This window comes from Streptomyces sp. NPDC059201, from assembly GCF_042754585.1.
In the GTDB taxonomy this organism is placed as follows: Bacteria; Actinomycetota; Actinomycetes; order Streptomycetales; family Streptomycetaceae; genus Streptomyces.
Map to the genome: position 1 here is coordinate 212593 of NZ_JBHZBB010000008.1, position 23820 is coordinate 236412.

A 23820-nucleotide genomic window follows, 5' to 3' on the forward strand; every position below is an offset into this window, starting at 1 on the left:
CACCACTGTCAAGTGGGTGGGACGCGCGTCTCATCATGTGAGCTGATCGGGGGACGGATTCCGCCGTGTCTCCCGGCCCGTCCCGGCCGGTACGGAGACGGTTCCGGGCAGCGGGTACGCGCCCCGGACGAGGGCCCGGCGGAGCCGGTACTCGTCGAGCGGGCCCGAGAACGCCATGCCCTGTGCGTGGCGGCAGCCCATGGCGCGCAGGGCCAGCACCTGCTCGGGGACGTCCACGCCGTCGGCGACGGTCTGCATGCCCAGCTCGCCGGCGATGCGGAGCACCCCACTGGTGATCTTCCGGAGCCGGGCGGATTCGACCACGCCTTCGACGAGTGCCCTGTCCAGTTTCAGTATGTCGACCGGGAGGCGTCTGAGGGCGTGGACGGCGACGTGTCCGCTGCCGAAGCCGTCGAGGGCGATCCGCACGCCGAGCCGGCGCAGGGCGACCAGGCGCTGCTCCAGCTCGTCCAGGGGGGTCCTGTGGTCGGTGTCGGCCAGCTCGACGACGAGCGAGCCGGACGGCAGCCCGTGGCGGGCCAGCAGCCCCTCGACGGAGCCGAGGGGCATCGAGCGGTCGAGGAGGCGGCGGGCGGAGAGCCGCACGGAGACCGGGGTGCGGTGGCCGCTGCCGGCCCGCTCGGCGGCCTGCTCGACGGCCTGCTCCAGGAGCCAGCGGCCCAGCTCGGCGGTGCGCTCGCCGTCGTCGGTGACCCGCAGGTACTCCGCGGGGGTGAAGAGGATGCCCTGGGCGGAGCGCCAGCGGGCCTGCGCGCTGACGCCGGAGACCCGGCCGGTGGCCAGGTCCACCACCGGCTGGTGGAGGAGGGCGAACTCGCCGTCGTGGAGCGCGCTGCGCAGCCGCGCGGCGAGCTCGGTGCGCCGGACCACCTCGGCCTGCATCTGGGGCACGTACAGCTCGACGCGGTCCTTGCCGCCGGCCTTGGCGCGGTACATGGCGAGGTCGGCGTTGCGCAGGAGGTCGCCGGCGCCGATGCCGGGCTCGGCGAAGGCGACACCGATGGAGGCGGCGACCCGGACCTCGCTGCCGCCGTCGACGCGGTAGGGGCGGGAGAGGGTGAGCCGGAGCCGGTCGGCGATCTCCTGGACCTGGGCCTCGCGGGCGGCGCGGTCGTGCAGGCCGTCGCCGAGGATGAGGGCGGCGAACTCGTCGCCGCCGAGCCGGGCGGCGGTGTCCCCGGCCCGTACGGCCTCCTGGAGGCGGCGGGCGGCCTGGATCAGGAGGTCGTCCCCGGCCTGGTGGCCGAGCCGGTCGTTGACCGCCTTGAAGCCGTCGAGGTCGATGAAGAGCACGGCGGTGCCCAGGTCGGAGGAGCGGCGGCCGCCGAGGGCCTGTCCGACGCGGCGGGTGAAGAGCGCGCGGTTGGGCAGGTCGGTGAGCGGGTCGTGCTCGGCGTTGTGCTGCAACTGGGCCTGGAGCCGGACCCGTTCGGTCACGTCGCGGCTGTTGAAGATCAGGCCGCCCTGGTGCCGGTTGACGGTGGACTCGACGTTGAGCCAGGCCCCGGTGCCGGAGCGGAAGCGGCACTCGATGCGGGTGGTGGGCTCCTCGGCGGGCGAGGCGGCGAGGAAGCGGCGCACCTCGTGGACGACGGCGCCGAGGTCCTCGGGGTGGATGAGCGCGGCCAGTTCGGAGCCGATCAGCTCCTCGGCGTCGCGGCCGTACACGCCGGTGGCGGCGGGACTGACGTACCGCAGGACGCCGCTGGGCGCGGCGATCATGATGACGTCGCTGGAGCCCTGCACGAGCGACCTGAAGTGGTTCTCCTTCTGGGCCAGTTCGTGGGTGAGGGCGATGTTGTCGATCAGCATGATGCCCTGGCGGACGACGAGGGCGAGGACGACGCCGCAGCCGGTGAGGACGACGACGCGGTCGACCCGGCGGCCCTCGACCACGTTGTACAGGATGCCGAGGGTGCAGACGGCGGCGGCGAGGTACGGGGTGAGGGCGGCGAGCGAGCCGGCGATGGGCCTGCCGGGCAGCCCGGGGCCGCCGGCCGTGGCCACCTCCGGCGGGCGGTGGACGCCCCAGGGGGCGTACGCGAGCAGCAGGGAGCCGGCGAACCAGCCGGCGTCGAGCAGCTGGCCCGAGACGTAGTTGGCGCGCAGCAGGGGCGAGGTGAAGAGGGCGTCGCAGAGCACGGTGAGGGCGAGGGCGGCGATGGCGGTGTTGACCGCGGAGCGGTTGGCCTGGGAGCGGCGGAAGTGGAGCGCGAGGACCATGCTCACGAGCACGATGTCGAGCAGGGGGTACGCGAGCGAGAGCGCGGCCTGCGCCACGGACTCTGCCTGGAAATGGGTGGTGTGGGCGAGCGCCAGGCTCCAGGTGAGGGTCAGCAGGGACCCGGCGATCAGCCAGGCGTCGAGCCCGAGGCAGACCCACCCCGCCCGGGTGACGGGCTTCTTGGCGAGGACGAGCAGGCCGACGATGGCGGGCGGGGCGAAGAGTAAGAAGAACAGGTCGGCGACCGAGGACTCCGGGACCTCCTGCCCGAGCACGACCTCGTACCAGCCCCAGACAGCGTTCCCCGCGCCGGCCATGAAGGACGAGAAGGCGAAGAGGAGCCAGGCGGGGCGGGTGCCGCCGTACTCGGTCCTGGCGTGCAGGAAGCAGGAGACGGCGGCGGTGAAGGCGGCGGCGCTCAGGCCGAAGTCCCCCATGAACAGGGCGAGCCGGGGGGAGCCCCAGCCGAGGGCGGCGCCGGTGGTGTAGCCGGCGCAGACGAGGGCGAGGGCGATCTGCGCGAGGAGCGAGCCGGCCCAGGAGGCCGGCCGGTCCGAGCCGGGCGCGGATCGCTCGGGTCCGGGGAGGCCGGGGCCTGCCGGTGCGGGCCCGCGCCGCAGCACCGCGGTCGCGCCGGTGCCGCTCACCGTGTCCTCCCGCCCCTCGTCGTGCCCGAACCCCCCGCCCTCACCGTCCGCCCCACCGAAGGCGTGCGGACCGAGGGGAGCGGGAGCGGGGGGAGCGGGAAGAGGTGCCGGCGCGTCGGCCCCGGGGCGTGCGGGAGCCGCGCCGCGCACGCCTGAGGGGCGGCCGTACGGCTCCGGGACGGGCACACGGGGCCGCCGGGACGGGACCGCACCGGCCGCCCGCGGCGACTCGGCGCCGCGGGCGGTACCGCGGTCGGTGCCTGGCTCCGAGGCGCGGGGTAGGGCCGTGGTGTCGGTGGGCGGCGCTGTGCCGTCCAGGCACTCCGCGCGGTGCGGCGCGGCCTGGTCCGGCACCGACCGCGCGAGACCGGCAGCGAGGCGCGGGAGATGCTCCGGCGGCGGCGTCGCCGCGCCGGACCGTCGGTCCGTCGGCCGTGCATCACCCGTCACCCCCCTCGGAATCTGATGACCCGTCACTTCGCTCCCCAGCGTCAGCCCGTACACGACGCAGTCCCCCGATCCGGGACGATACACCAGGACCGTCACTCAGGGACAGGGTCGCAGTACTCTCCGTGACGGTCAGGGGGCTTGCGGGCGGCGCGCGACGGGGGCGCACACGGCCGGACGGGCCTCAGGTGGTGCGGAGGACGTTCGCGAGCTCCTCCCCCGCCGCGAACCGTCCCACCTGCCCCGCGATCAGCCGCTTCGCCCTCGGCATGAACGCCGAAGTGGAACCCCCGACATGGGGCGTGAGCAGCACACCGGGAGCGTGCCACAGCGGGTGCCCGGACGGCAGCGGTTCCGGGTCGGTCACGTCGAGCGCCGCCGTGATCCGACCGCTCTCGACCTCCTTGAGCAGGGCGTTCGTGTCGACGACCGGACCCCGGGCGACGTTGACGAGCAGCGCCCCGTCCTTCATGCGGGCGAGGAACCCCGCGTCGGCCAGGTGCCGGGTCCCCGGCGTGAGCGGAGTGGAGAGGATCACCACGTCGGCCTCGGGGAGCAGGGCGGGCAGCTCGGCCAGGGCGTGCACGGGGCCGCGGGGCGTGGTGCGCGCGGAGCGTGCGACGCGCGCCACCCGCGCGCACTCGAAGGGTGCGAGCCGGTCCTCGATCGCCGAGCCGATGGATCCGTATCCGACGATCAGGACGGACTTGTCGGCGAGCGCCGGGTAGAAGCCGTCCCGCCACTCCTCGGCGTCCTGGCCGCGCACGAAGCCCGGGATGCCGCGCAGGGAGGCCAGGACGAGGGCGAGGGTGAGTTCGGCGGTGCTGGCCTCGTGGACGCCCTTGGCGTTGCAGACCGAGACGCCGGGGCCGAGCGCGCCGAGCCCGGGGACGACGTGGTCGATGCCGGCCGAGAGGGTCTGGACGACGCGCACCGAGGTCATCGCGGCGAGCGGCCGGACCGCGATCTCGGAGCCCTTCATGTACGGGACGACGTAGAAGCCGCAGTCGGCGGGATCGGCCGGGAAGTCGGCTCCGCCGTCCCAGAAACGGTAGTTCAGTCCCGACGCGCCCGGGTCGGGCAGCCCGTCGATCTCGTCGGCGGGGATCGGAAGCCACACGTCAGCGGTGGTGGGTGCGAGTGTCATGACCGGGAGGCTATGCGAAGAATCCCGGACGCCATTGGTTACTTTGGGGGGCGGCACAAGGAGGGGTAGCGGCACGTGGAGCGCAGGACTATCGGGGCGACGGCGCTCGACGTGGGGGCCATCGGCCTCGGCTGCATGCCGATGAGCTGGGCCTACAGCCGCTCGGAACAGCGGGGATCCCTCTCGCTGCGGGCCGTGCACGCGGCGCTCGACGCCGGGGTGAGCCTGCTCGACACCGCCGACATGTACGGGCCGTTCACCAATGAACTGCTGCTGGGGCGGGTGCTGAAGGAGCGCCGGGCGGACGTCTTCGTGTCGACGAAGTGCGGGCTGCTCGTCGGCGACGGGCACGTGGTCACCAACGGGCGCCCGGAGTACGTGCGGAGGGCCTGCGACGCCTCGCTGCGGCGCCTCCAGACGGACGTCCTCGACCTGTACCTCCTCCATCGCGCGGACCCGGAGGTCCCGGTGGAGGAGACGTGGGGCGCGATGGCGGGGCTGGTGGCCGCGGGCAAGGTCCGGGCGCTCGGGCTGAGCGCCGTCGGGGTGCGGCGGACCCGGCGTTCGCGGACGGGCGATCTGTACGAGGGAACGATCCGTCAGTTGTCGCGGGTGCAGCAGGTGTTCCCGGTGGCGGCGGTGCAGGCCGAGCTGTCGGTGTGGGCCCCGGAGGCGCTGGCGCGGCTGCTGCCCTGGTGCGTGGCGCGCGGCGTCGGGCTGCTCGCGGCGATGCCGCTGGGCAGCGGTTTCCTGACCGGGACGCTGACGCCCGGCGGCGGCTTCGAGGCGGACGACCCGCGGGCCCGGCACCCGCGCTTCACCGCCGAGATGATGGCGGCGAACCAGCCGCTGGTGGCCGGGCTGCGGCGGGTGGCCGCGCGCCACGGCGACGGGGTGACCGCGGCGCAGGTGGCGCTGGCGTGGGTGCTCGCCCAGGGGCGGCACGTGGTGCCGGTGCCGGGGACGAAGCGGGAGCGGTGGGCGCTGGAGAACGCCGGAGCGGCCGGGCTGCGGCTCACGGCCGGCGACCTGGCGGAGCTCGCGACGCTGCCCGCGCCGCGCGAGTCCTGGGACTGACACGCCTCTGACCTGCGGTTTCCTCGGGCGGGGTAAGAGAGATCGAGAAAAGGCGCCGGAGGCGGGAACGTGATCGGGGCGAGCGGTGTATCAAGAGTGGAAGGGATGCCGCTCGAACGCTCGTACCGTCGGAGGGACCGGATCATGAGCCGTCCTGTTGTTCTGAAAGCCCTGGGGTGCGCCGCCGCGCTGGTCTTCGCGGCGGGCTGTTCCTCGGGCGGTGACACCGGGGGCCAGGGCACCTCGCCACCGCCCGGCTCGTCGGCGCCCGGGGCGTCCGCGCCGGGCTCGCCCGCGCCTCCGGATCCTGCCGGGGAGGGACGGGTGGCGGTGGCGGGGACGCTCACCGAGGGGCTGCGCTCGCCCTGGGGGCTCGCCGCGCTGCCGGGCGGCGATCTGCTGGTGTCCTCGCGGGACGAGCGGACGGTCACCCGGGTGGACGGGCGGACCGGGGCGAAGACCTCGCTGGGCGAGGTGCCGGGCGTGGTGCCGGGCGGCGAGGGCGGGCTGATGGGCCTGGCCGTGCGCGACGGGTGGGTGTACGCGTACCTGACCGCCGAGTCGGACAACCGGATCGTGCGGATGCGGTACGGCGGCGGGGACGGCGACCGGCTGGGGGCACCGCGGCCGGTGCTCACGGGCATCCCCAAGGGCACGGTCCACAACGGCGGGCGGATCGCCTTCGGACCGGACGGGATGCTGTACGCCGGGACGGGCGAGAGGGGCGAGACGGGGCTCGCGCAGGACAAGGGGTCGCTGGGCGGGAAAATCCTGCGGATGACGCCGGAGGGGAAGCCGGCGCCGGGCAATCCCTTCGAGGGCTCGGTGGTCTATTCGTACGGGCACCGGAACGTGCAGGGGATCGCCTGGGACGCCGAAGGGCGCCTGTGGGCGGCCGAGTTCGGGCAGAACGAGTGGGACGAGCTGAACCTGGTCGAGCCGGGGCGGAACTACGGCTGGCCGGAGGTCGAGGGCAAGGCCGGGAAGGCGGGGTTCGTGGACCCGGTGGCGCAGTGGCCGACCTCGGAGGCGTCGCCGAGCGGCATCGCCTACGCGCGGGGCGCGGTGTGGATGGCGGGCCTGCGGGGCGAGCGCCTGTGGCGGATCCCGCTCTCGGGCCCGGAGCTCTCCGGCGAGCCGGAGGCGTTCCTGAGCGGCGAGTACGGGCGCCTGCGCACGGTCCTCGCGGACGGGGCCGGGCGGCTGTGGCTGGTGACGAGCGAGACCGACTCCCGGGGCACCCCCGAGGCGGGGGACGACCGGATCCTGCGGCTCGACGTGAGATGACGGCCCGGGGTCAGCGGGGGGTGTCGATCAGGTGGAGGCGGTGGGCCAGGGCGGCGGCTTCGCCTCGGCCGGAGACGCCGAGTTTGGCGAGGATGTTGGAGACGTGGACGCTGGCCGTCTTCGGTGAGATGAACAGCTCCTCGGCGATCTGCCGGTTGGTGCGGCCGGCCGCGACCAGGCGCAGGACGTCCTGTTCGCGGGGGGTCAGGCCGAAGGCGTCGGCCTCGGGCTCCATCTCCGGGGTGCCGGGGGCGGGGTCGGCGGTGAGGGGGATGCGGGCGCGGGCGGCGAGGAGTTCGACGTCCTCGCGGAGCGGGCGGGCGCCGAGGGCGACGGCGGTGGCGTGGGCCTGCCGGAGCAGGGCCGTGGCCTCCTCGCGCCGGCCGCCCTCGGTGAGGAGGACGTCGGCGAGCCGGTGGCGGGCGCGGGCCAGCGGGTAGGGCTGGTCGAGCGGGGTCCACGCCTCGACGGCCTCGGCCCAGCGGGCGGAGGTCTCGCGGCCCTCGGCGCGGGCGAGTTCCTCGGCGACCTGGGTCGAGTGGGCGGCCCAGACCGGGGCGGGGGCGGCGAGGGCGCGGACGCAGCGCCGGATGACGGCGAGCGCCTCGGCGCGGCCCTCCTCGGCGGCGGGCAGGCCGCGGCTGTCGGCCTCGGCGGTGACGGCGGCGAGGACGAGGGGCCAGCCGTAGCGGTGGGTGCCGGGCGGGAATCCGGCGTCGGCGGCGGCCGCGAGGCGGGCGCGGACGTCGGCCAGGCGTCCCTCGGCGGCGGCCGCGGCGGTGGCGATGCCGGTCAGGGGGAGGGTGTACTGCGGGATGGGGTCGCGGGTGCCGTAGACGGCGCGGGCGTCGTCGAGGTGGCGGGCGGCGGTGGCGGTCTCGCCGCGGGCGACGGCGATCTGGGCGAGCCGGAGGTGGGCGGAGCCGCGGGGCTTGGCGCTGGTGGCGGAGGAGAGGAGGCGTTCGGCCTCGGCGCGGGCCTCGTCCCAGCGGCCGAGGGAGTGGAGGGACTCGGCCTTGTTGCCGCGGATCCAGCCGGCGGACTCGACCAGGCCGCGGGTGCGGGTGAGTTCGAGGCCGGCGTCGGAGAGCGCCACGGCCTCGGCGGAGCGGCCGAGGGACTCCAGGGCGGAGACGATGTTGATGTGGGCGCGTGCCGCCTCGTGGAACTGCCCGAGAGCGGTGGTCCGTTCACGGACCGCGTGCATCTCGGCGAGACCGGCCTCGCGGTCGCCGGCGGCGACCATGATGGTGCCGAGGGTGAGCCGGGCGTTGAGTTCGGTCCCCTCGGCCTCGACCAGGCGGGCGTACTCGACGGCGCGTTCGGCGGCGGCGAGGGAGTCGGGGCCGGGGTTGCGGAGCATGCCCCAGCCGGCGGCTCCGGCGAGGACGGTGGCGTGGACGGCGGAGGGCGGCAGGCCCTTGACGAGTTCCTGGGCTCGGGAGATCTCGGCCCAGCCGTCGCCGCGGCCGAGGTTGGACTGGAGCCGGCCCTGCTCGGTCCAGAACCAGGCGGCGCGCAGGGGGTCGTGCTCGTCGTCGCCGTCGAGAAGGCGGAGCGCCATCTTGCCGATCTTGACGGCGCGTTCGCGTTCGCCGCAGAGGCGGGCGGCGACGGCGGCCTCGGCGAGCAGGTCGAGCTGGCGCAGCGGGGTGGTCTCGGGGTCGCAGCCGCAGGCCGGGTAGGAGTCGGCGTAGTCGATGGGGCGCAGTCCGGCGCGGACGTCGGCGGGGGCCTCGTCCCAGAGTTCCATGGCCCGTTCGAGGAGGCGGAGCTGTTCGGCGTAGGCGTGGCGCTTGCGGGTGGCGACGGAGGCGTCGAGGACGGCGGGGAGGGCCTTGGCCGGGTCGTGGGCGTGGTACCAGTACGTGGCGAGGCGGGTGGCCCGCTCGTCGGGGCGGACCAGGCCGGGGTCGGCTTCCAGGGCCTCGGCGTAGCGGCGGTTGAGGCGGGAGCGTTCGCCGGGCAGCAGGTCGTCGCTGACGGCCTCGCGGACGAGGGAGTGGCGGAAGCGGTAGCCGTCGCCGTCGGGGACGGCGAGGAGGATGTTGGCGCCGACGGCGGCGCGCAGGGCCTCGATGAGGTCGTCCTCGGAGAGGCGGGAGACGGCGGCGAGGAGGCCGTACTCGACGGTGGAGCCGCCCTCGGCGACGATCCGGGCGACGCGCTGGCTGTCCTCGGGGAGGGCCTCGACGCGGACCAGGAGCAGGTCGCGGAGGGAGTCGCTGAGCGGGCCGGTGCCGTCGCCGCAGGAGCGGGAGGCGACGAGTTCCTCGACGAAGAAGGCGTTGCCGTCGGAGCGGTCGAAGATCTCGTCGACGAGGCCGGGGGCGGGCTCGGCGGCCAGGATGCCGGTGAGCTGGCGGTGCACCTCGGTGCGGGTGAAGCGGGAGAGCTCGATGCGGCGGATGGTGCGCATCCGGTCGAGTTCGGCGAGGAGGGGGCGCAGCGGGTGGCGGCGGTGGATGTCGTCGGCGCGGTAGGTGGCGACGACCACGATCCGGCCGCGGCGCAGGGTGCGCAGCAGGTAGGTGAGGAGGTGGCGGGTGGAGGTGTCGGCCCAGTGGAGGTCCTCGAGGACGAGGACGAGGGTGCGGTCGGCGGCGAGCCGCTCCAGGAGGCGGACGGTGAGCTCGAAGAGGCGGGCGGTGGCGTCCTCGTCCCCGGCGTCGGGGCCGCCGGGTTCGCCGAGTTCGGGGAGGAGGCGGGCGAGCTCGCTCTCGTGCCCGTCGGCGGCGGCGGTCAGCTCGTCGGGGAGGCGGCGGCGGAGGGTGCGCAGGGCGGCGGAGAAGGGGGCGAAGGGGAGTCCGTCGGCGCCGAGCTCCACGCAGCCGCCGAGGGCGACGACGGCCCCGGTGGCGCAGGCCGCGTCGCGGAACTCCTCGATGAGCCGGGTCTTGCCGACACCGGCCTCACCGGCGACGAGCAGCGCCTGGGGCTCTCCCGCGGTCGCGCGGGAGAGCGCCTCGGTGAGGGCGGTGAGTTCGCCGGCGCGGCCGACGAAGACGGGACTGACGGACCTGGTCTCCACGGCGCCGAGCATCGCACAGGCGCCCCGCGGGTCGTTCATACGGGGGTCACGCGACCGTGGCGTAGTGGTCCTTGCCGGCGCTCACCCGCCCCTCCGGTTCCTGGCGTCCGGCCCGGCGGGCGGCCTTGGCGGCGCGGGCGGCCTCGCGGCCGAGGCGCTGGGCGGCGGCCTCGCGGACCAGCTCGGCGTGGGCGGTGCGGTGGAGTTCGTACGCGAACATGGGGTGCTCCCTGGGCGGTGGTGTCGGTATCGCTCCTTGCGATGCCTCTACCTTCCCCGCCCAGCCGGTGCCGGGGCATCGGGCGAGTGCCGCATGTTCGGGGTGCGGGGGGCCTTAGGGAGGGCCCGGGGGTGCCTTAGGGCGCCCGGGGGTGGTGCGTACGGGGTGGGCGGGGGCCTAGGCGGGTTTCGCGGCGCGCCATTCGGGGGCGAGGACGGCCCAGATCTCGGTGTCGGTGCGGGTGCCGCGGTGGGTGTAGTTCTCGCGGAGGACGCCTTCCCTGGTCATGCCGAGGCGGCGGGCGACGGCGATGCTGGGCGCGTTCCTCGTGGAGGCGAACCATTCGACGCGGTGGATCCCGCGCCGCTCGACGGCCCAGTCGATGAGGGTCCGGCAGGCGCGGGTGACCAGGCCCCGGCCGGCGGCGGCGGGCTCCAGCCAGCAGCCGACCTCGGCGTTTCCGGCGGCCACGTCCATGGTGCGGAACATGACGCCGCCGACGAGGGTGCCGTCGGCCCAGATGCCGTAGAGGCGTCCGGCGTCGTTCGCGGTCTTCTCGGCGTAGCCGCGGAGGAAGGCGCGGGCGGAGTCGAGGTCGTGGACGACGTCGGCGAGGCCGATGTGCTCGCCGACGAAGGCGCGGCCGCGGTCCATGTGGGCGAGGAACTCCTCCGCCTGCCAGGGCTCCAGCGGCCTGAGCTCGGCGCCGTCGTCACCCAGCGATATCGCGAACATCCTCGTGTTCCTCCGTGGTCGGTACGGTCACGCGCTGTCCGGGGATCTTCGCACGGGCGTCCGCGGCGACCCGGGACTCCGGCGGTTCGATGCTGATCCGGGGCAGGATCCGGTCGAGGCTCCGGGGCAGCCACCAGTTGGCTCCGCCGAGCATGTGCATGAGGGCGGGGACGAGGAGGGTGCGCAGGACGAAGGCGTCGAGGGCGACGGCGGCGGCGAGGGCGATGCCGAACATCGCGATGACCCGGTCGCCGGAGAGGACGAAGGCGAGGAAGACCGAGATCATGATGACCGCGGCGGAGTTGATCACGCGGCTGGTCTCGGCGAGGCCGACCCGGACCGCCCGCCGGTTGTCGCCGGTCTCCAGCCACTCCTCGTACATCCGGCTGACCAGGAAGACCTGGTAGTCCATGGAGAGGCCGAAGAGGACCGAGACCATGATCACAGGGAGGAAGGGCTCGATCGGGCCGGAGCTGCCGAGGCCGAGGAGTTCGCTGCCCCAGCCCCACTGGAAGATCGCGACGACGATGCCGAAGGCTGCGGCGACGGCGGCGATGTTCATGGCGGCGGCCTTGAGCGGGATGCCGATGGACCGGAACGCGAGCAGCAGGAGCAGACAGCCGAGGGCGACGACGACGCCGACGAAGAGCGGCAGCTTGCCGACGATGATCTCGGCGAAGTCGTCGTACGAGGCGGTGATGCCGCCGACGTGGACGTCGAGGGAGGTGCCGGCCTCGGCGGCCGGGATCACGTCGTGGCGGAGCCGGTCGACGAGCTCGCTGGTGGCCTTCGACTGCGGGGAGGAGTCGGGGACGACGGTGAGGAAGGCGGTGTCGCCGGAGCCGTTGTACGTGACCGGGGAGACCGAGGAGACGCCCTTGGCGGCGGAGAGCGCGTCCGGGAGCTGGTCGAGGGCGACCCGGTCGTCGGCGCCGTCGAGACCGGCGACCAGGGTGAGGGGGCCGTTGACGCCGGGGCCGAAACCGTCGGCGAGGAGGTCGTACGCCTGCCGGGTGGTGGCGGAGGCCGGGTTGTTGCCCTGGTCGGAGGTGCCGAGGTGGAGCGAGAGCGTGGGCAGCGCGAGGACGACCATGACGACGGCGGCGACGCCCCCGAGGAGCTTGGGGTGGCGCTCGACGAAGGCGGACCAGCGCGCGGCGAAGCCGGTGGGCAGCTCGGGCTGCGGGCCGTGCTCGGCGAGCGCCCGCCGCTCGCGCCGGGAGAGGGCGCGCATGCCGATGAGGGAGAGCAGCGCGGGCAGCAGGGTGACGGAGGCGGCGACGGTGAGGACGACGGTGAGGGAGGCGGCGATGGCGACGCCGTTGAGGAAGCTCAGCCGGAGGATGAGCATGCCGAGGAGGGCGATGCAGACGGTCGCGCCGGCGAAGACGACGGCCCTGCCGGTGGTGGCGACGGCGGTCTCGGCGGCCTCGGCGACGCCCAGGCCGCGTTTCAGGCCCTTGCGGTGCCGGGTGACGATGAAGAGCGCGTAGTCGATGCCGACGCCGAGGCCGATGAGCATGCCGAGCATGGGGGCGAAGTCGGCGACCGTCATCAGGTGGCCGAGGAGCACGATCCCGGAGTAGGCGATGCCGACGCTGACCAGGGCGGTGGCGATGGGCAGCAGGGAGGCGGCGAGGGAGCCGAAGGCGAGGAAGAGGACGACGGCGGCGACGGCCACGCCGACGGCCTCGGCGATGTGCCCGCCGGGCGCCTCGGTGAGGGCGACGGCGCTGCCGCCGAGCTCCACCTGGAGCCCTTCGGCCCCGGCGGCCTTCGCGGTGTCGACGAGCGCCCGCGCCTGGGAGACGGGGATGTCGTCGGCCTGCTCGCGGAAGGTGACGGTCGCGTACGCGGTGTGCCCGTCCTCGCTGACCTGACCGGGCGCGGCGCCGTCCCCGTACGGGGAGGTGACCGCGGCGACGCCGGGGAGCGCGGAGACCTTCTCCAGCATCGGCGCGACGCGGTCCTGGACGGCGTCGGCGCGGACGCTGCCGCGCTCGGTGTGCCAGACGATGGTGTCGGTGTCGCCGCCGAGCCCCTGGAACCCGCGGTCGAGCAGCGCGGTGGCCCGCCCCGACTCGGTGCCGGGCACCTCGTAGTCATTGGAGTACGCGCTACCGGCGAAGAGGGCGGCGCCGCCGACCCCGACCAGCGCGAGGACCCACAGGAGAACGGCGACGAGGCGGTGCCTGATGAACCACCGTGCGATGGCTGCCAAAGAACGTGCTCCCTGCCTGGATCGGTGCTCGCGGCCCACTGTCGCAGCCAAACGTGATCGTTTGCCCGTTTCGTGTCGATACTCACAGATCACGGAGGCGCCGGCGGGGCACCACCGCACGGCGGGTCGAGCGCTCGGCGGGCGACCCGGACGCGTCGCGGCACAGGCGCCGGGACCGCGCGCCACGCTCCGGAAACGGACGCGTTCCAGTTCGGTCCGCGGGCGGGTCGTTCGGTTGACCACGCCTCCTCCCGAGCGGCAAGCTGACCTTCTGTCATTCACTGTGCCCTGGGGGAACGTTGAGCAAGTCGGCACACCACATCGGACCTGACTCCGCGCCGGATCGCTACCGGTTGCTCCGCTCCATCGGGCGTGGTGGTGAGGCGGTGTTGTATCTCGCGGAGATCGAGCTCGCGGGTGGGACCGAGCCGGTCGTCGTGAAGGTCCTCGACTCGAAGACGACGATCACGCCCGAGTTCTTCGAGCGGGTCAGCCGGAAGTGGAACGAGCAGGCGGAGCTGCTGCGGTTCGTCAGCCGGCCCGGGGTCGTCGGGGTGCGGGAGCACTTCCAGGGGTCGCCCATCCACGCGCCCGGCGAGTCCGGCACGCTCACCGGGCGGGCCCTGGTCCTCGTCATGAACCACGTCGACGGCCTCGACCTGCGCGACTGGCGCGCCGAGCGGACCCTGGCCACCCCGGCCGAGCGGCGCGAGGTCATGCGGACGCTGGAGCAGCTTGCCGACGTCCTCGACTGGCTGCACTCCGGCAAGGCCACGCCGTCCGGCCGGACCGTCGTCCACGGCGACCTCTCGCCGGGCAACGTGATGGTCGACGAGCACGGTCAGGCGACCCTCGTCGACTTCGGCCTCTCCAAGCTGACCGCCGACCACCAGACCGCCGAGGTGTGGTTCACCCCCGGCTACGCGGCGCCGGAGATCTTCGAGGGCAAGCGGACCCCGGCCACCGACCGGTACGCCTTCGGGGCCATCGCCTACTTCCTGCTGAGCGGCCAGTCCCCGCCGGCCACGCCCGAGCAGCTCGCGGTCGCGTTCGCCACGGTGCCACAGATCGCCGGGCTGCCGGAGGAGCAGCGCAAGCGCGTACTCGCCATCGCCTCGGCCGACGCGGACAAGCGGCCGCTGCTGCTGTCGTCGTGGGTCAAGGAGGTCCGGCACGGGGTGGTGTCCACCACGACCACCTCCCGCCCCGCCGGTCCGCAGGACGCGGTCCCGCCCCGCCCGGCCGACGCCCCCGCCGTGGTGCCTCCGCTGCCGGTCGCACCGCCGGTGGCGCCCCCGTCGCAGCCGCCCGCCGAGGCGCCGGCCGCCGCGCCCCAGGACGCCGCGCCTACGCCCCCGCCGACGCAGCCGCCGGTTCCCGCGCCCGCACCCGTTGAGGCGTCTGCCCCCGCCCCGGCCGGTTTCGGGGCGCCCACCCCGATCCCGGCCGCCCCGCTCGGCTACGACGCCGGCCAGGGCCCGTACGGACCGCCGAGCGCCGGGATGCCGACGTACGGCGGACCGGGCTACGGGGGCCACGGCGGGCACGGTGGCGGGCCGACCGGGCCCCAGCGGTCGCCGCGGCCCGCGCCGCGCAAGCGCCGCAAGGGGCCGCTGATCGGGGCCGTCGCCGGTGTCCTCCTGGTCGCCGTCCTCGCCGTCGTCGGGATCCGGCTGCTCGGGGACCGCGACGCCAAGGACGCCAAGAACAACCAGGCCGGCTCCCCCACCACCGCCTCGGCCTCGGCGACCACCGACGCCCCCACCGAGGAGCCGACCACCGAGGCGCCCAGCGAGACGCCCTCCGAGGAGCCGACCACGGAGGAGCCGACGGCGGAGGCGACCACCGAGCCGCCCGCGAGCGGCAGCCCGTCGCTCGATCCCGGTTCCGTGCCCGACAGCAAGCAGGCCGACCTGACCAGCCTGACGCCGGTCGACGGGCTCGACGGGTTCACCGTGACCTCCTCCGCCACGCTCAACGCGAGGGACTACGGCTCCGCCTTCGTGACCGGGTGTTCCGACGAGTCGTACATGGAGTTCAACCTCGGCCGGGCCTGGGAGACGCTGGAGTTCACCGCCGGCATCGACGACGACTCGCCGACCGAGGAGGCGCGGATCTCCATCTCGGTCGACGACCAGCCCGCCCCCTTCGCCCAGGCGGTGTCGCTCGGCAAGCCGGTCGTCAAGAGCATCTCGGTCAAGGGCGCCCTGCGTCTGCGGATCCGCGTCGAGGACACCTGCTCCTTCTCGCAGGAGGCGCTCGTGGTCATCGCCGCCCCCGTGCTCAAGCGGTAGCCCGTACGCGGCGACGAGAGCGGCCCCGCACCGGAGTCCCGGTGCGGGGCCGCTCTCGTACGTGCACGAGCGGGGGATCAGCCCTCGCTGACGCCCAGCCGCTCCAGGATGAGGTCCTTGACCTTCGCCGCGTCGGCCTGGCCACGGGTGGCCTTCATGACCGCGCCGACCAGGGCGCCGACCGCCGCGACCTTGCCGCCGCGGATCTTGTCGGCGATGGCCGCGTTGCCCGCGATGGCCTCGTCGACGGCCGCGCCGAGCGCGCCGTCGTCGGAGACGACCTTCAGACCGCGCTTCTCGACGACCTCGTCCGGAGCGCCCTCGCCGGCGAGGACGCCCTCGATGACCTGGCGCGCCAGCTTGTCGTTGAGGTCGCCGCCGGCCACCAGGGCCGAGACCCGGGCCACGTCCGCCGGGGTGATGGGCAGCTCCTCCAGGGAGACGCCCTTCTCGTTGGCGTTGCGGGCCAGCTCGCCCATCCACCACTTGCGGGCCGAGGCCGCGTCCGCGCCCGCCTCGATCGTGGCGACGATCGGGTCGACCGCCTCCGCGTTGAGGATGGCCTGCATCTCGACCTCGGTGACGCCCCACTCCTCGCGCAGCCGGGTACGGCGCACGCGCGGCAGCTCGGGCAGCCCCTTCCGCAGCTCCTCGACCCACTCACGGGCCGGGGCGATCGGGACGAGGTCCGGCTCCGGGAAGTAGCGGTAGTCCTCGGCGTTGTCCTTGATGCGGCCCGAGGTGGTGGAGCCGTCGTCCTCGTGGAAGTGACGGGTCTCCTGCACGATCGTGCCGCCGGACTCCAGGACCGCCGCGTGGCGCTGGATCTCGAAGCGCGCCGCCCGCTCGACCGAGCGGAGCGAGTTCACGTTCTTCGTCTCCGAGCGGGTGCCGAAGGTCTCGGAACCCTTCGGCATCAGCGACAGGTTGACGTCGCAGCGCATCTGGCCCTTGTCCATGCGCGCGTCGGAGACGCCCAGGGACCGGATGACCTCGCGCAGCTCGGCCACGTAAGCCTTGGCGACCTCGGGGGCCCGCTCGCCGGCGCCGACGATCGGCTTGGTGACGATCTCGATCAGCGGGATGCCGGCCCGGTTGTAGTCGAGCAGCGAGTGCGAGGCGCCGTGGATGCGGCCGGTCGCGCCACCGATGTGGGTGGACTTGCCGGTGTCCTCCTCCATGTGGGCGCGCTCGATCTCCACGCGGAAGACCTCGCCGTCCTCCAGCTGGACGTCCAGGTAGCCGTTGAAGGCGATGGGCTCGTCGTACTGGGAGGTCTGGAAGTTCTTCGGCATGTCCGGATAGAAGTAGTTCTTCCGGGCGAAGCGGCACCACTCGGCGATCTCGCAGTGCAGCGCGAGGCCGATCTTGATCGCGGACTCGACGCCGATCTCGTTGACCACCGGCAGCGCGCCGGGCAGGCCGAGACAGGTCGGGCAGGTCTGCGCGTTGGGCTCGGCGCCCAGCTCGGTCGAGCAGCCGCAGAACATCTTGGTCCGCGTGCCGAGCTCGACATGGACCTCCAGGCCCATGACGGGGTCGAACGAGGCGAGCGCCGCCTCGTACGACAGCAGTTCAGTGACAGTCACGGTGGAACTTTCCCCTTCAGCCCAGCAGGACGTCGTCGTCGCCGAGGCGCTTCAGCTCGCGGTACAGGATCGCGAGGCCGGTGACGATGGCGGCGGCGGACACGGCGGAGTCGATCAGCCGCAGGACGTCGTTGTCGTTACGGGCCAGCTTGGCCTGCTTGGCGACGCTGACGGCACCGAACGCGGTGGTCGCGAGCGAGACGTAGATGCCGGTCTTCGACTTCTTGAAGTTCTTGGCCTTCTTTGCCATGGCACTCACAGCGACGGAGCCTCCTCAAGCAGCGGGTGGCCCCACTTTTCCACGAAGGCGGCCTCGACGGCGGCACCGACCTTGTAGAGCCGGTCGTCCTGCATGGCGGGGGCGATGATCTGCAACCCGACCGGGAGACCGTCCTCCGGCGCCAGGCCGCAGGGCAGCGACATGGCGGCGTTTCCGGCCAGGTTGGTCGGGATGGTGCACAGGTCCGCGAGGTACATCGCCATCGGGTCGTCGGCGCGCTCGCCGATCGGGAAGGCGGTGGTCGGGGTCGTCGGGGAGACGATCACGTCGACCTGCTCGAACGCCTTCTCGAACTCGCGGGTGATGAGGGTGCGGACCTTCTGGGCCGAGCCGAACCACGCGTCGTAGTAGCCGGAGCTGAGCGCGTAGGTGCCGAGGATGATGCGGCGCTTCACCTCGGGGCCGAAGCCGGCCTCGCGGGTCAGGGCGGTGACGTCCTCGGCGGACCGGGTGCCGTCGTCGCCGGCCCGGAGGCCGTACCGCAGACCGTCGAAACGGGCCAGGTTGGACGAGCACTCGGACGGCGCGATCAGGTAGTACGCCGAAAGGGCCAGGTCGAAGCTGGGGCAGTCCAGCTCGACGATCTCGGCGCCGAGCTCCTTCAGCAGCTCGACGGACTCGTCGAAGCGCTGCATGACGCCGGCCTGGTAGCCCTCGCCGCGGAACTGCTTGACGACGCCGACGCGCATCCCGGCCACCGAGCCGTTGCGCGCGGCCTCGACCACGGGCGGCACGGGCAGGTCGGCGGAGGTGGAGTCGAGCGGGTCGTGGCCGGCGATCGCCTCGTGCAGCAGGGCCGCGTCCAGGACCGTGCGGGCACAGGGGCCGCCCTGGTCGAGGGAGGAGGAGAAGGCCACCATGCCGTAGCGGGAGACCGCGCCGTAGGTCGGCTTGACGCCGACCGTGCCGGTGACGGCGGCGGGCTGGCGGATGGAACCGCCGGTGTCCGTGCCGATGGCCAGCGGGGCCTGGTACGCCGCGAGGGCGGCCGACGAGCCGCCGCCGGAGCCGCCGGGGATCCGGGTGAGGTCCCAGGGGTTGCCGGTCGGGCCGTAGGCGCTGTTCTCGGTGGAGGAGCCCATGGCGAACTCGTCCATGTTGGTCTTGCCGAGGATGACCACGTCGGCGGCCTTGAGCCGCTTGACCAGGGTCGCGTCGTACGGCGGGATCCAGCCCTCGAGCATCTTCGAACCGACCGTGGTGGGCACGCCCCGGGTCGTGAAGATGTCCTTGAGCGCGAGCGGGACGCCGGCCAGCGGGCCGAGCTTCTCGCCGCGGGCGCGCTTCTCGTCGACGGCGCGGGCCTGCGCGAGCGCGCCCTCGCGGTCGACGTGCAGGAAGGCGTGGACCTTCTCGTCGACGGCGTCGATACGGGCCAGGTGGGCCTCGGTGACCTCGACCGCGGTGAGCTCGCCCGAGGCGATCCTCGCGGCGATCTCGGCGGCGGTGAGCTTGATGATGTCCGTCATGGTCAGTCCTCCCCCAGGATCTGCGGCACCTTGAAACGCTGCTGTTCCTGGGCGGGGGCGCCGGAGAGCGCCTGCGCGGGGGTGAGCGAAGGACGGACCTCGTCCGCGCGCATGACGTTCGTCAGCGGCAGCGGGTGGGAGGTCGGCGGTACGTCCTGCTCGGCGACCTCGGAGACGCGGGCGACCGCGCCGATGATGTCGTCGAGCTGACCGGCGAAGTGGTCGAGTTCCTCGTCGGCGAGTTCCAGACGCGCCAGCCGAGCGAGGTGTGCGACCTCCTCGCGCGTGATGCCAGGCATGCAGCGATCCTCTGGGGTGAGTCTGATGATGTGGGGCCAATCCTATGGGGACGGCACCACTGCCCGTGAAACGGTCGCCCCTGAACAGCCCCGGAGAACCCCCTGAGCGGACCCCGAAGGGTCCGCTCAGGGGGTTCTCGGGGGTCTCGGTGGCCCGCCGGGGTCACTGCACGACGTGTCCGGGGGCCGGGTCGAGCTCGATCGCGGGCGCCTCGGCCGTCTCGACGGCCCGGCGCCAGCCGTGCTCGCCGCGGGCGCGCAGCCAGGCCGTCGTCTCGGCGGGCGGCATCGCGGCCGAGACCAGCCAGCCCTGGACGGCGTCGCAGCCCAGGTCCCGCAGCCGCTCCCAGGTCTCGTCGTCCTCGACGCCCTCGGCGACGACGAGGAGGCCGAGGGAGTGGGCGAGGTCGACGGTGCAGCGGACGATCTCGGCGTCCTCGGTGTCGACGGCGAGCCGGGCGACGAAGGAGCGGTCGATCTTCAGCTCGCTGACCGGGAGGCGGCGCAGGTGGACGAGGGAGGAGTAGCCGGTGCCGAAGTCGTCCAGGGACATCTTCACGCCGTGGCCGGTGAGGCCGTTGAGCGTGTCGGCGGCGCGCTGGGGGTCCTCGAGGAGGACGTGTTCCGTTATCTCCAGCTGGAGGGAGCCGGCCGGGACGCCGTGGCGGGCCAGGCGGGCGGCGACGGCGCCGGCGAAGCCGGGGGTGTGCACGTCGCGCGGCGAGACGTTGACCGCGACGGGCACCTCCAGGCCCTGGGCGCGCCAGCGGGCGACCTGGGCGAGGGCGGTCTCCAGGACGTACTCGGTGAGGTGCGGCATCAGGCCGGAGGACTCGGCGATGGCGATGAACTCGTCCGGGGGAACCTTTCCTCGCTCCGGATGGACCCAGCGGACGAGGGCTTCGAGACCGGCGACCTGGCCGTCGAAACGGACCTTCGGCTGGTAGTGGAGTTCGACCTCGCCGGCGTCCAGGGCGCGGCGCAGGTCGCCCAGGAGGCCGAGGCGGTCGGGGGTGTTGGAGTCGCGCTTGGACTCGTACACCTCGACGCCGGTGCGGTCGCGCTTGGCCTGGTACATGGCGACGTCGGCGCGGCGCAGCAGGCCCTCGGCGTCGCCCGCGTGGTCGGGGTAGACGGCGACGCCGGCGCTGGCCTCCAGGACGAGGGTGAGTCCGTCGAGGTCGAGCGGGGAGGAGAGTTCGGCGACGAGGTGGCGGGCGACCCGCTGGGCGCTGGTCGTGGAGTCGGCGACGGGCAGCAGGACGGCGAACTCGTCGCCGCCGAGCCGGGCGGCCTCGGCGCCGCGGGGCAGGGCGAGGCGGAGCCGGTCGGCGATCTGGAGGAGGAGCCGGTCGCCGGCGAGGTGGCCGAGGGTGTCGTTGACCGAGCGGAAGCGGTCGAGGTCGATGAGGACGAGGGCGGCGCGGGCCCGCTCGCCCTCGGCGTCCTCCAGCGCGGTCCAGGTGCGCTCCAGGAGCCACTGGCGGTTGGGGAGGCCGGTGAGCGGGTCGCGGAGCTGTTCCTCGGCGCGGGCGCGGGCGATCCAGAGCGTGGAGTCGAGGGCGATCAGCGGGATCGCGAAGAGCGGCAGCAGGACCGGGAAGGCGGCGGCGACGACGCAGATCAGCGGGGCGATGCCGAGCAGGGCGACGGCGACGAGCCCCTGCCGGAGCAGGGCGGTGCGGGCGACGGTGGGCAGGCCCCGGCCGGGCGGGGCGAGGGTGTACCACAGCAGCAGGCGGGTCGCGAGGAGGTAGGCGCCGGCGGCGAGGACGATCTCCGGGACGTCGGTGATCCCCCAGTCGAGCGGGTGCCAGGGGTCGTCGACGCTGGGGACGTCGCCGAAGAGGGCGAGGACGAGGGCGGCGGCGCCGACGCCGAGGATGTCGGCCGCGCCGTGCAGCAGGCCCTGCCGCCATCGGTGCCGGCGGGCGGCGCTGACGAGGACGACGACGGTGAGCGAGACGAGTCCGGCGGGGACCCAGCCGTACAGGAGGAGAACGGCGAGGGTGAGGGCGGCGCCGGAGCCGGTGCCGCCCCACCAGCGCTCGCGCCCGAGCGCGACGAGGTGGCCGACGATGAGGCCGGTGAGGAGGGCGAGGGACCAGCCGGCGACCCCGCTCGGGAAAAGCGGGTGGCCGGTCGTCAGGGCCCGCTGGAGCCCGGTGACGAGCACGGCGGCGGCGGTGCCCACCACGGCGGCGGGCAGGCCGGTGAAGCCCGCGGGGAGCACCCGGCCGCGCGGCCGTGGCACCGGGGCGGCACTCTCGGTCGGTTCCATTCCCGTCCCTCTCACAGGCGGCGGTGCCGTCGCTGTCCGATGGGCCGCCGCGAGGCGGCCCGGGTGGCGTCCGGCCACCGCTGGTGCGCCCGCCGGCTTCGGGGCGGGGCGCGGGGCGCGGGGCCGTTCGTCCGGTCGCACGGCCGCGCAGAACCCTCGCGCGGCGGTGCGGGACAAGACGCACGGTCACCACACTAGGCCGCCGAGGGCGCCGAGGGGCAGCGCTCTCCCTCTCTTGCCCGAATGCGACCTGGCCACCCGTAACGATCTGGTATGCGCCGAACGGGTGAGCTTCCAGGGCCCGGAGAGGGGTGACCGGCGGTTACTCCTCGATCGGCTGTGCGGCTTCGCGAGCGGCCTCGGGACCCTGTTCGAGCAGGATCTTGAAGCCTTCCTCGTCCAGAACCGGAACCTTCAGCTGCATGGCCTTGTCGTACTTGGAGCCCGGGTTCTCCCCCACGACGACGAAGCTCGTCTTCTTCGAAACGGAACCGGTGACCTTCGCTCCGCGGCTCTGGAGCGATTCTTTTGCGCCATCCCTGGTGAAGTGCTCCAGGGTGCCGGTCACGACGACCGTCAGTCCCTCCAGGGGGCGCGGTCCCTCGTCCTCCCCGGCGCCCTCGTCCTCCAGGGTGACGCCGGCGGCGCGCCACTTCCGCACGATCTCGCGGTGCCACTCCTCGGCGAACCACTGCTTCACGGCGGCGGCGATGATGCCGCCGACGCCGTCGACCGCGGCCAGCTCCTCCTCGGTGGCCTGCTCGATCCGGTCCAGGGAGCGGAACTCGCGGGCGAGCGCCTCGGCGGCGACGGGGCCGACGTGGCGGATGGAGAGGCCGTTGATGAAGCGGGCGAGTGGACGCGTCTTCGCCGCCGCGATGTTCTCCAGCATGGCGAGCGCGTTCTTCTTCGGCTCGCCCTTCTGGTTGGCGAAGACGGTGACGATCTTCTCCTCGCCGGTCTTCGGGTCCCGCTTGGGCAGTCCGCTGTCGGCGTCGAGCACGTACGCCTTGATGGGCAGCAGTTGCTCGATGGTGAGGTCGAAGAGGTCGCCCTCGTCGGTGAGGGGCGGCTCGGCGGGCTCCAGGGGGCGGGTGAGGGCGGCGGCGGCGACCGCGCCGAAGCTCTCGATGTCCAGGCACTGGCGGCCGGCGAGGAAGAAGAGGCGCTCGCGGAGCTGGGCCGGGCAGGTCCGGGCGTTCGGACAGCGGAGGTCGATGTCGCCCTCCTTCATCGGCTTCAGCGCCGTGCCGCACTCGGGGCACTCGGCCGGCATCACGAACTCCCGCTCGGTGCCGTCCCGCAGGTCGACGACCGGGCCGAGGATCTCGGGGATGACGTCGCCCGCCTTGCGGAGCACGACGGTGTCGCCGATGAGGACGCCCTTGGCCTTCACCACCTCCTGGTTGTGGAGGGTGGCGAACTCGACCTCGGAGCCGGCCACGGTGACGGGCTCCACCTGCGCGTACGGGGTGACGCGCCCGGTGCGGCCGACGCCGACCTTGATGTCGACCAGCTTGGTGTTGACCTCCTCCGGCGCGTACTTCCAGGCGATGGCCCAGCGCGGGGCGCGCGCGGTGGAGCCGAGCCGGCCCTGGAGGGGGATCTCGTCGAGCTTGACGACGACGCCGTCGATCTCGTGGGCGACGGAGTGCCGGTTCTCGCCGTAGTACGCGATGAACTCGCGGACCTCGGGGAGGGTGGCGACCACCTTGTTGTGCCCGGAGGTGGGCAGGCCCCACTCGCGCAGCAGCCCGTACGCCTCCGAGAGGCGGGAGATCTCGAAGCCCGCGCGGGCGCCGATGCCGTGGACCACCATGTGGAGCGGGCGGGTGGCGGTGACCTTCGGGTCCTTCTGGCGCAGCGAGCCGGCCGCCGCGTTGCGCGGGTTGGCGAAGGGCTTGTCGCCGGCCTCGACCAGGCGGGCGTTGAGCGCCTCGAACCCCTCCATGGGGAAGTAGACCTCGCCCCGGATCTCGACGAGCTCCGGGATCCGGTCGCCCCGGAGGCGCTCGGGGACGTCGGTGATCGTGCGCACGTTGGGCGTGATGTCCTCGCCGGTGCGCCCGTCGCCGCGGGTGGCGGCGCGGGTGAGCCGGCCGTGCTCGTAGGTGAGGTTGACGGCGAGGCCGTCGACCTTGAGCTCGCACAGGAAGTGGAAGTCGGGGGTGCCGACGTCCCGGCCGACGCGCTCGGCCCAGGTCGCCAGCTCCTCGTCGTCGAAGGCGTTGTCCAGCGAGAGCATGCGCTCGCGGTGCTCGACGGCGGTGAACTCGGTCGCGTACTGCCCGGCCACTTTCTGGGTCGGCGAGTCGGGCGTGCGCAGCTCGGGGTACTCGTCCTCCAGCGCCTCCAGGGCGCGCAGGAGTTGGTCGAACTCCGCGTCGCTGACGACCGGCTGGTCCTTCACGTAGTACCGGAAGCGGTGCTCCTCGACCTGCTCGGCCAGTTCGGCGTGCTTCTCGCGTGCCTCGGAGGGCACGACCGCCTCTTCACCGGGCAGGGCCCCCTGTTCGACTGCCACCTTCGTCCGTCCTCCCGTGCCTTCAGA

The 23820-nt window shown here is 73.7% G+C and carries 14 protein-coding genes and 1 pseudogene; 3 read left to right on the plus strand and 12 right to left on the minus strand.

All coding sequences use genetic code 11. The features are described from left to right. Positions 1-8: 8 nt before the first annotated feature. Both ACFXMG_RS25425 and ACFXMG_RS25430 read right to left on the minus strand, forming a co-directional pair. A pseudogene (locus ACFXMG_RS25425) lies at positions 9-2760 on the minus strand (putative bifunctional diguanylate cyclase/phosphodiesterase). Positions 2761-3523: 763 nt separating this feature from the next. Beyond that, positions 3524-4486 carry a 2-hydroxyacid dehydrogenase gene (locus ACFXMG_RS25430; protein WP_383824031.1) on the minus strand — a complete coding sequence of 321 codons (963 nt, stop codon included), beginning with the start codon at positions 4484-4486 and terminating at the stop codon, positions 3524-3526. A gap of 75 nt (positions 4487-4561) precedes the next feature. On the opposite strand from ACFXMG_RS25430, the gene ACFXMG_RS25435 reads away from it, so the two are divergent. Together ACFXMG_RS25435 and ACFXMG_RS25440 are read left to right on the plus strand one after the other, a co-directional pair. Then, complete coding sequence (locus ACFXMG_RS25435; RefSeq protein WP_383824028.1) at positions 4562-5563, plus strand: aldo/keto reductase; 1002 nt, start codon at positions 4562-4564, stop codon at positions 5561-5563. A gap of 144 nt (positions 5564-5707) precedes the next feature. Beyond that, positions 5708-6850 (plus strand): PQQ-dependent sugar dehydrogenase, encoded by a 1143-nt coding sequence (locus tag ACFXMG_RS25440; protein WP_383824025.1) that lies wholly within the window; start codon positions 5708-5710, stop codon positions 6848-6850. A 10-nt stretch (positions 6851-6860) separates the two neighbouring features. Here ACFXMG_RS25440 and ACFXMG_RS25445 read toward each other — a convergent pair whose 3' ends face one another. From ACFXMG_RS25445 to ACFXMG_RS25460, 4 genes are all read right to left on the minus strand, one after another. After that, complete coding sequence (locus ACFXMG_RS25445; protein WP_383824120.1) at positions 6861-9893, minus strand: AAA family ATPase; 3033 nt, start codon at positions 9891-9893, stop codon at positions 6861-6863. 34 nt (positions 9894-9927) lie between these two features. Continuing rightward, the gene (locus ACFXMG_RS25450; RefSeq protein WP_383824022.1) at positions 9928-10101 is read right to left on the minus strand and encodes a hypothetical protein; all 174 of its coding nucleotides are present in this window, start codon (positions 10099-10101) and stop codon (positions 9928-9930) included. 177 nt (positions 10102-10278) lie between these two features. Beyond that, a complete protein-coding gene (locus tag ACFXMG_RS25455; RefSeq protein ID WP_383824020.1) occupies positions 10279-10836 on the minus strand; it encodes a GNAT family N-acetyltransferase in 558 nt (185 codons plus the stop codon). Continuing rightward, entirely contained in the window at positions 10814-13057 is a 2244-nt protein-coding gene (locus ACFXMG_RS25460) for an MMPL family transporter (protein WP_383824017.1), read from the minus strand. The genes ACFXMG_RS25455 and ACFXMG_RS25460 overlap by 23 nt, the downstream gene beginning before the upstream one ends. Before the next feature lie 353 nt (positions 13058-13410). Between ACFXMG_RS25460 and ACFXMG_RS25465 the strand changes: the two genes are divergently transcribed. Beyond that, on the plus strand, positions 13411-15351 hold the full coding sequence (locus tag ACFXMG_RS25465; RefSeq protein WP_384338837.1) for a protein kinase: 1941 nt from the start codon (positions 13411-13413) through the stop codon (positions 15349-15351). A gap of 77 nt (positions 15352-15428) precedes the next feature. On the opposite strand, the gene gatB is transcribed toward ACFXMG_RS25465, so the two are convergent. The 6 genes from gatB to ligA form a co-directional block, all read right to left on the minus strand. Further along, on the minus strand, positions 15429-16940 hold the full coding sequence (gene gatB, locus ACFXMG_RS25470) for an Asp-tRNA(Asn)/Glu-tRNA(Gln) amidotransferase subunit GatB (protein ID WP_383828083.1): 1512 nt from the start codon (positions 16938-16940) through the stop codon (positions 15429-15431). Between the two features lie 16 nt (positions 16941-16956). Continuing rightward, entirely contained in the window at positions 16957-17190 is a 234-nt protein-coding gene (locus ACFXMG_RS25475; protein WP_360310704.1) for a hypothetical protein, read from the minus strand. A 5-nt stretch (positions 17191-17195) separates the two neighbouring features. Then, complete coding sequence (gatA, locus tag ACFXMG_RS25480; RefSeq protein WP_383828085.1) at positions 17196-18689, minus strand: Asp-tRNA(Asn)/Glu-tRNA(Gln) amidotransferase subunit GatA; 1494 nt, start codon at positions 18687-18689, stop codon at positions 17196-17198. Between the two features lie 2 nt (positions 18690-18691). Next, positions 18692-18988: an Asp-tRNA(Asn)/Glu-tRNA(Gln) amidotransferase subunit GatC gene (gene gatC, locus ACFXMG_RS25485; RefSeq protein ID WP_030492502.1), complete on the minus strand. Its 297-nt coding sequence runs from the start codon at positions 18986-18988 to the stop codon at positions 18692-18694. Between the two features lie 163 nt (positions 18989-19151). Next, a complete protein-coding gene (locus ACFXMG_RS25490; RefSeq protein ID WP_383828143.1) occupies positions 19152-21347 on the minus strand; it encodes a putative bifunctional diguanylate cyclase/phosphodiesterase in 2196 nt (731 codons plus the stop codon). Positions 21348-21591: 244 nt separating this feature from the next. Continuing rightward, positions 21592-23793, minus strand: coding sequence for an NAD-dependent DNA ligase LigA (ligA, locus tag ACFXMG_RS25495; protein ID WP_383828087.1), 2202 nt, complete (start codon positions 23791-23793; stop codon positions 21592-21594). Between the last annotated feature and the right edge of the window lie 27 nt (positions 23794-23820).

What these genes read in the sequence shown, in the direction of transcription:
- ACFXMG_RS25455 (WP_383824020.1), bottom strand. Translation starts at nt 10,836, where the DNA reads ATGTTCGCGATATCGCTGGGTGACGACGGCGCCGAGCTCAGGCCGCTG.
- gatA (WP_383828085.1), bottom strand. Translation starts at nt 18,689, where the DNA reads ATGACGGACATCATCAAGCTCACCGCCGCCGAGATCGCCGCGAGGATC.
- ACFXMG_RS25445 (WP_383824120.1), bottom strand. Translation starts at nt 9,893, where the DNA reads ATGCTCGGCGCCGTGGAGACCAGGTCCGTCAGTCCCGTCTTCGTCGGC.
- ACFXMG_RS25430 (WP_383824031.1), bottom strand. Translation starts at nt 4,486, where the DNA reads ATGACACTCGCACCCACCACCGCTGACGTGTGGCTTCCGATCCCCGCC.
- ACFXMG_RS25450 (WP_383824022.1), bottom strand. Translation starts at nt 10,101, where the DNA reads ATGTTCGCGTACGAACTCCACCGCACCGCCCACGCCGAGCTGGTCCGC.
- ACFXMG_RS25475 (WP_360310704.1), bottom strand. Translation starts at nt 17,190, where the DNA reads ATGGCAAAGAAGGCCAAGAACTTCAAGAAGTCGAAGACCGGCATCTAC.
- gatC (WP_030492502.1), bottom strand. Translation starts at nt 18,988, where the DNA reads ATGCCTGGCATCACGCGCGAGGAGGTCGCACACCTCGCTCGGCTGGCG.
- ACFXMG_RS25440 (WP_383824025.1), top strand. Translation starts at nt 5,708, where the DNA reads ATGAGCCGTCCTGTTGTTCTGAAAGCCCTGGGGTGCGCCGCCGCGCTG.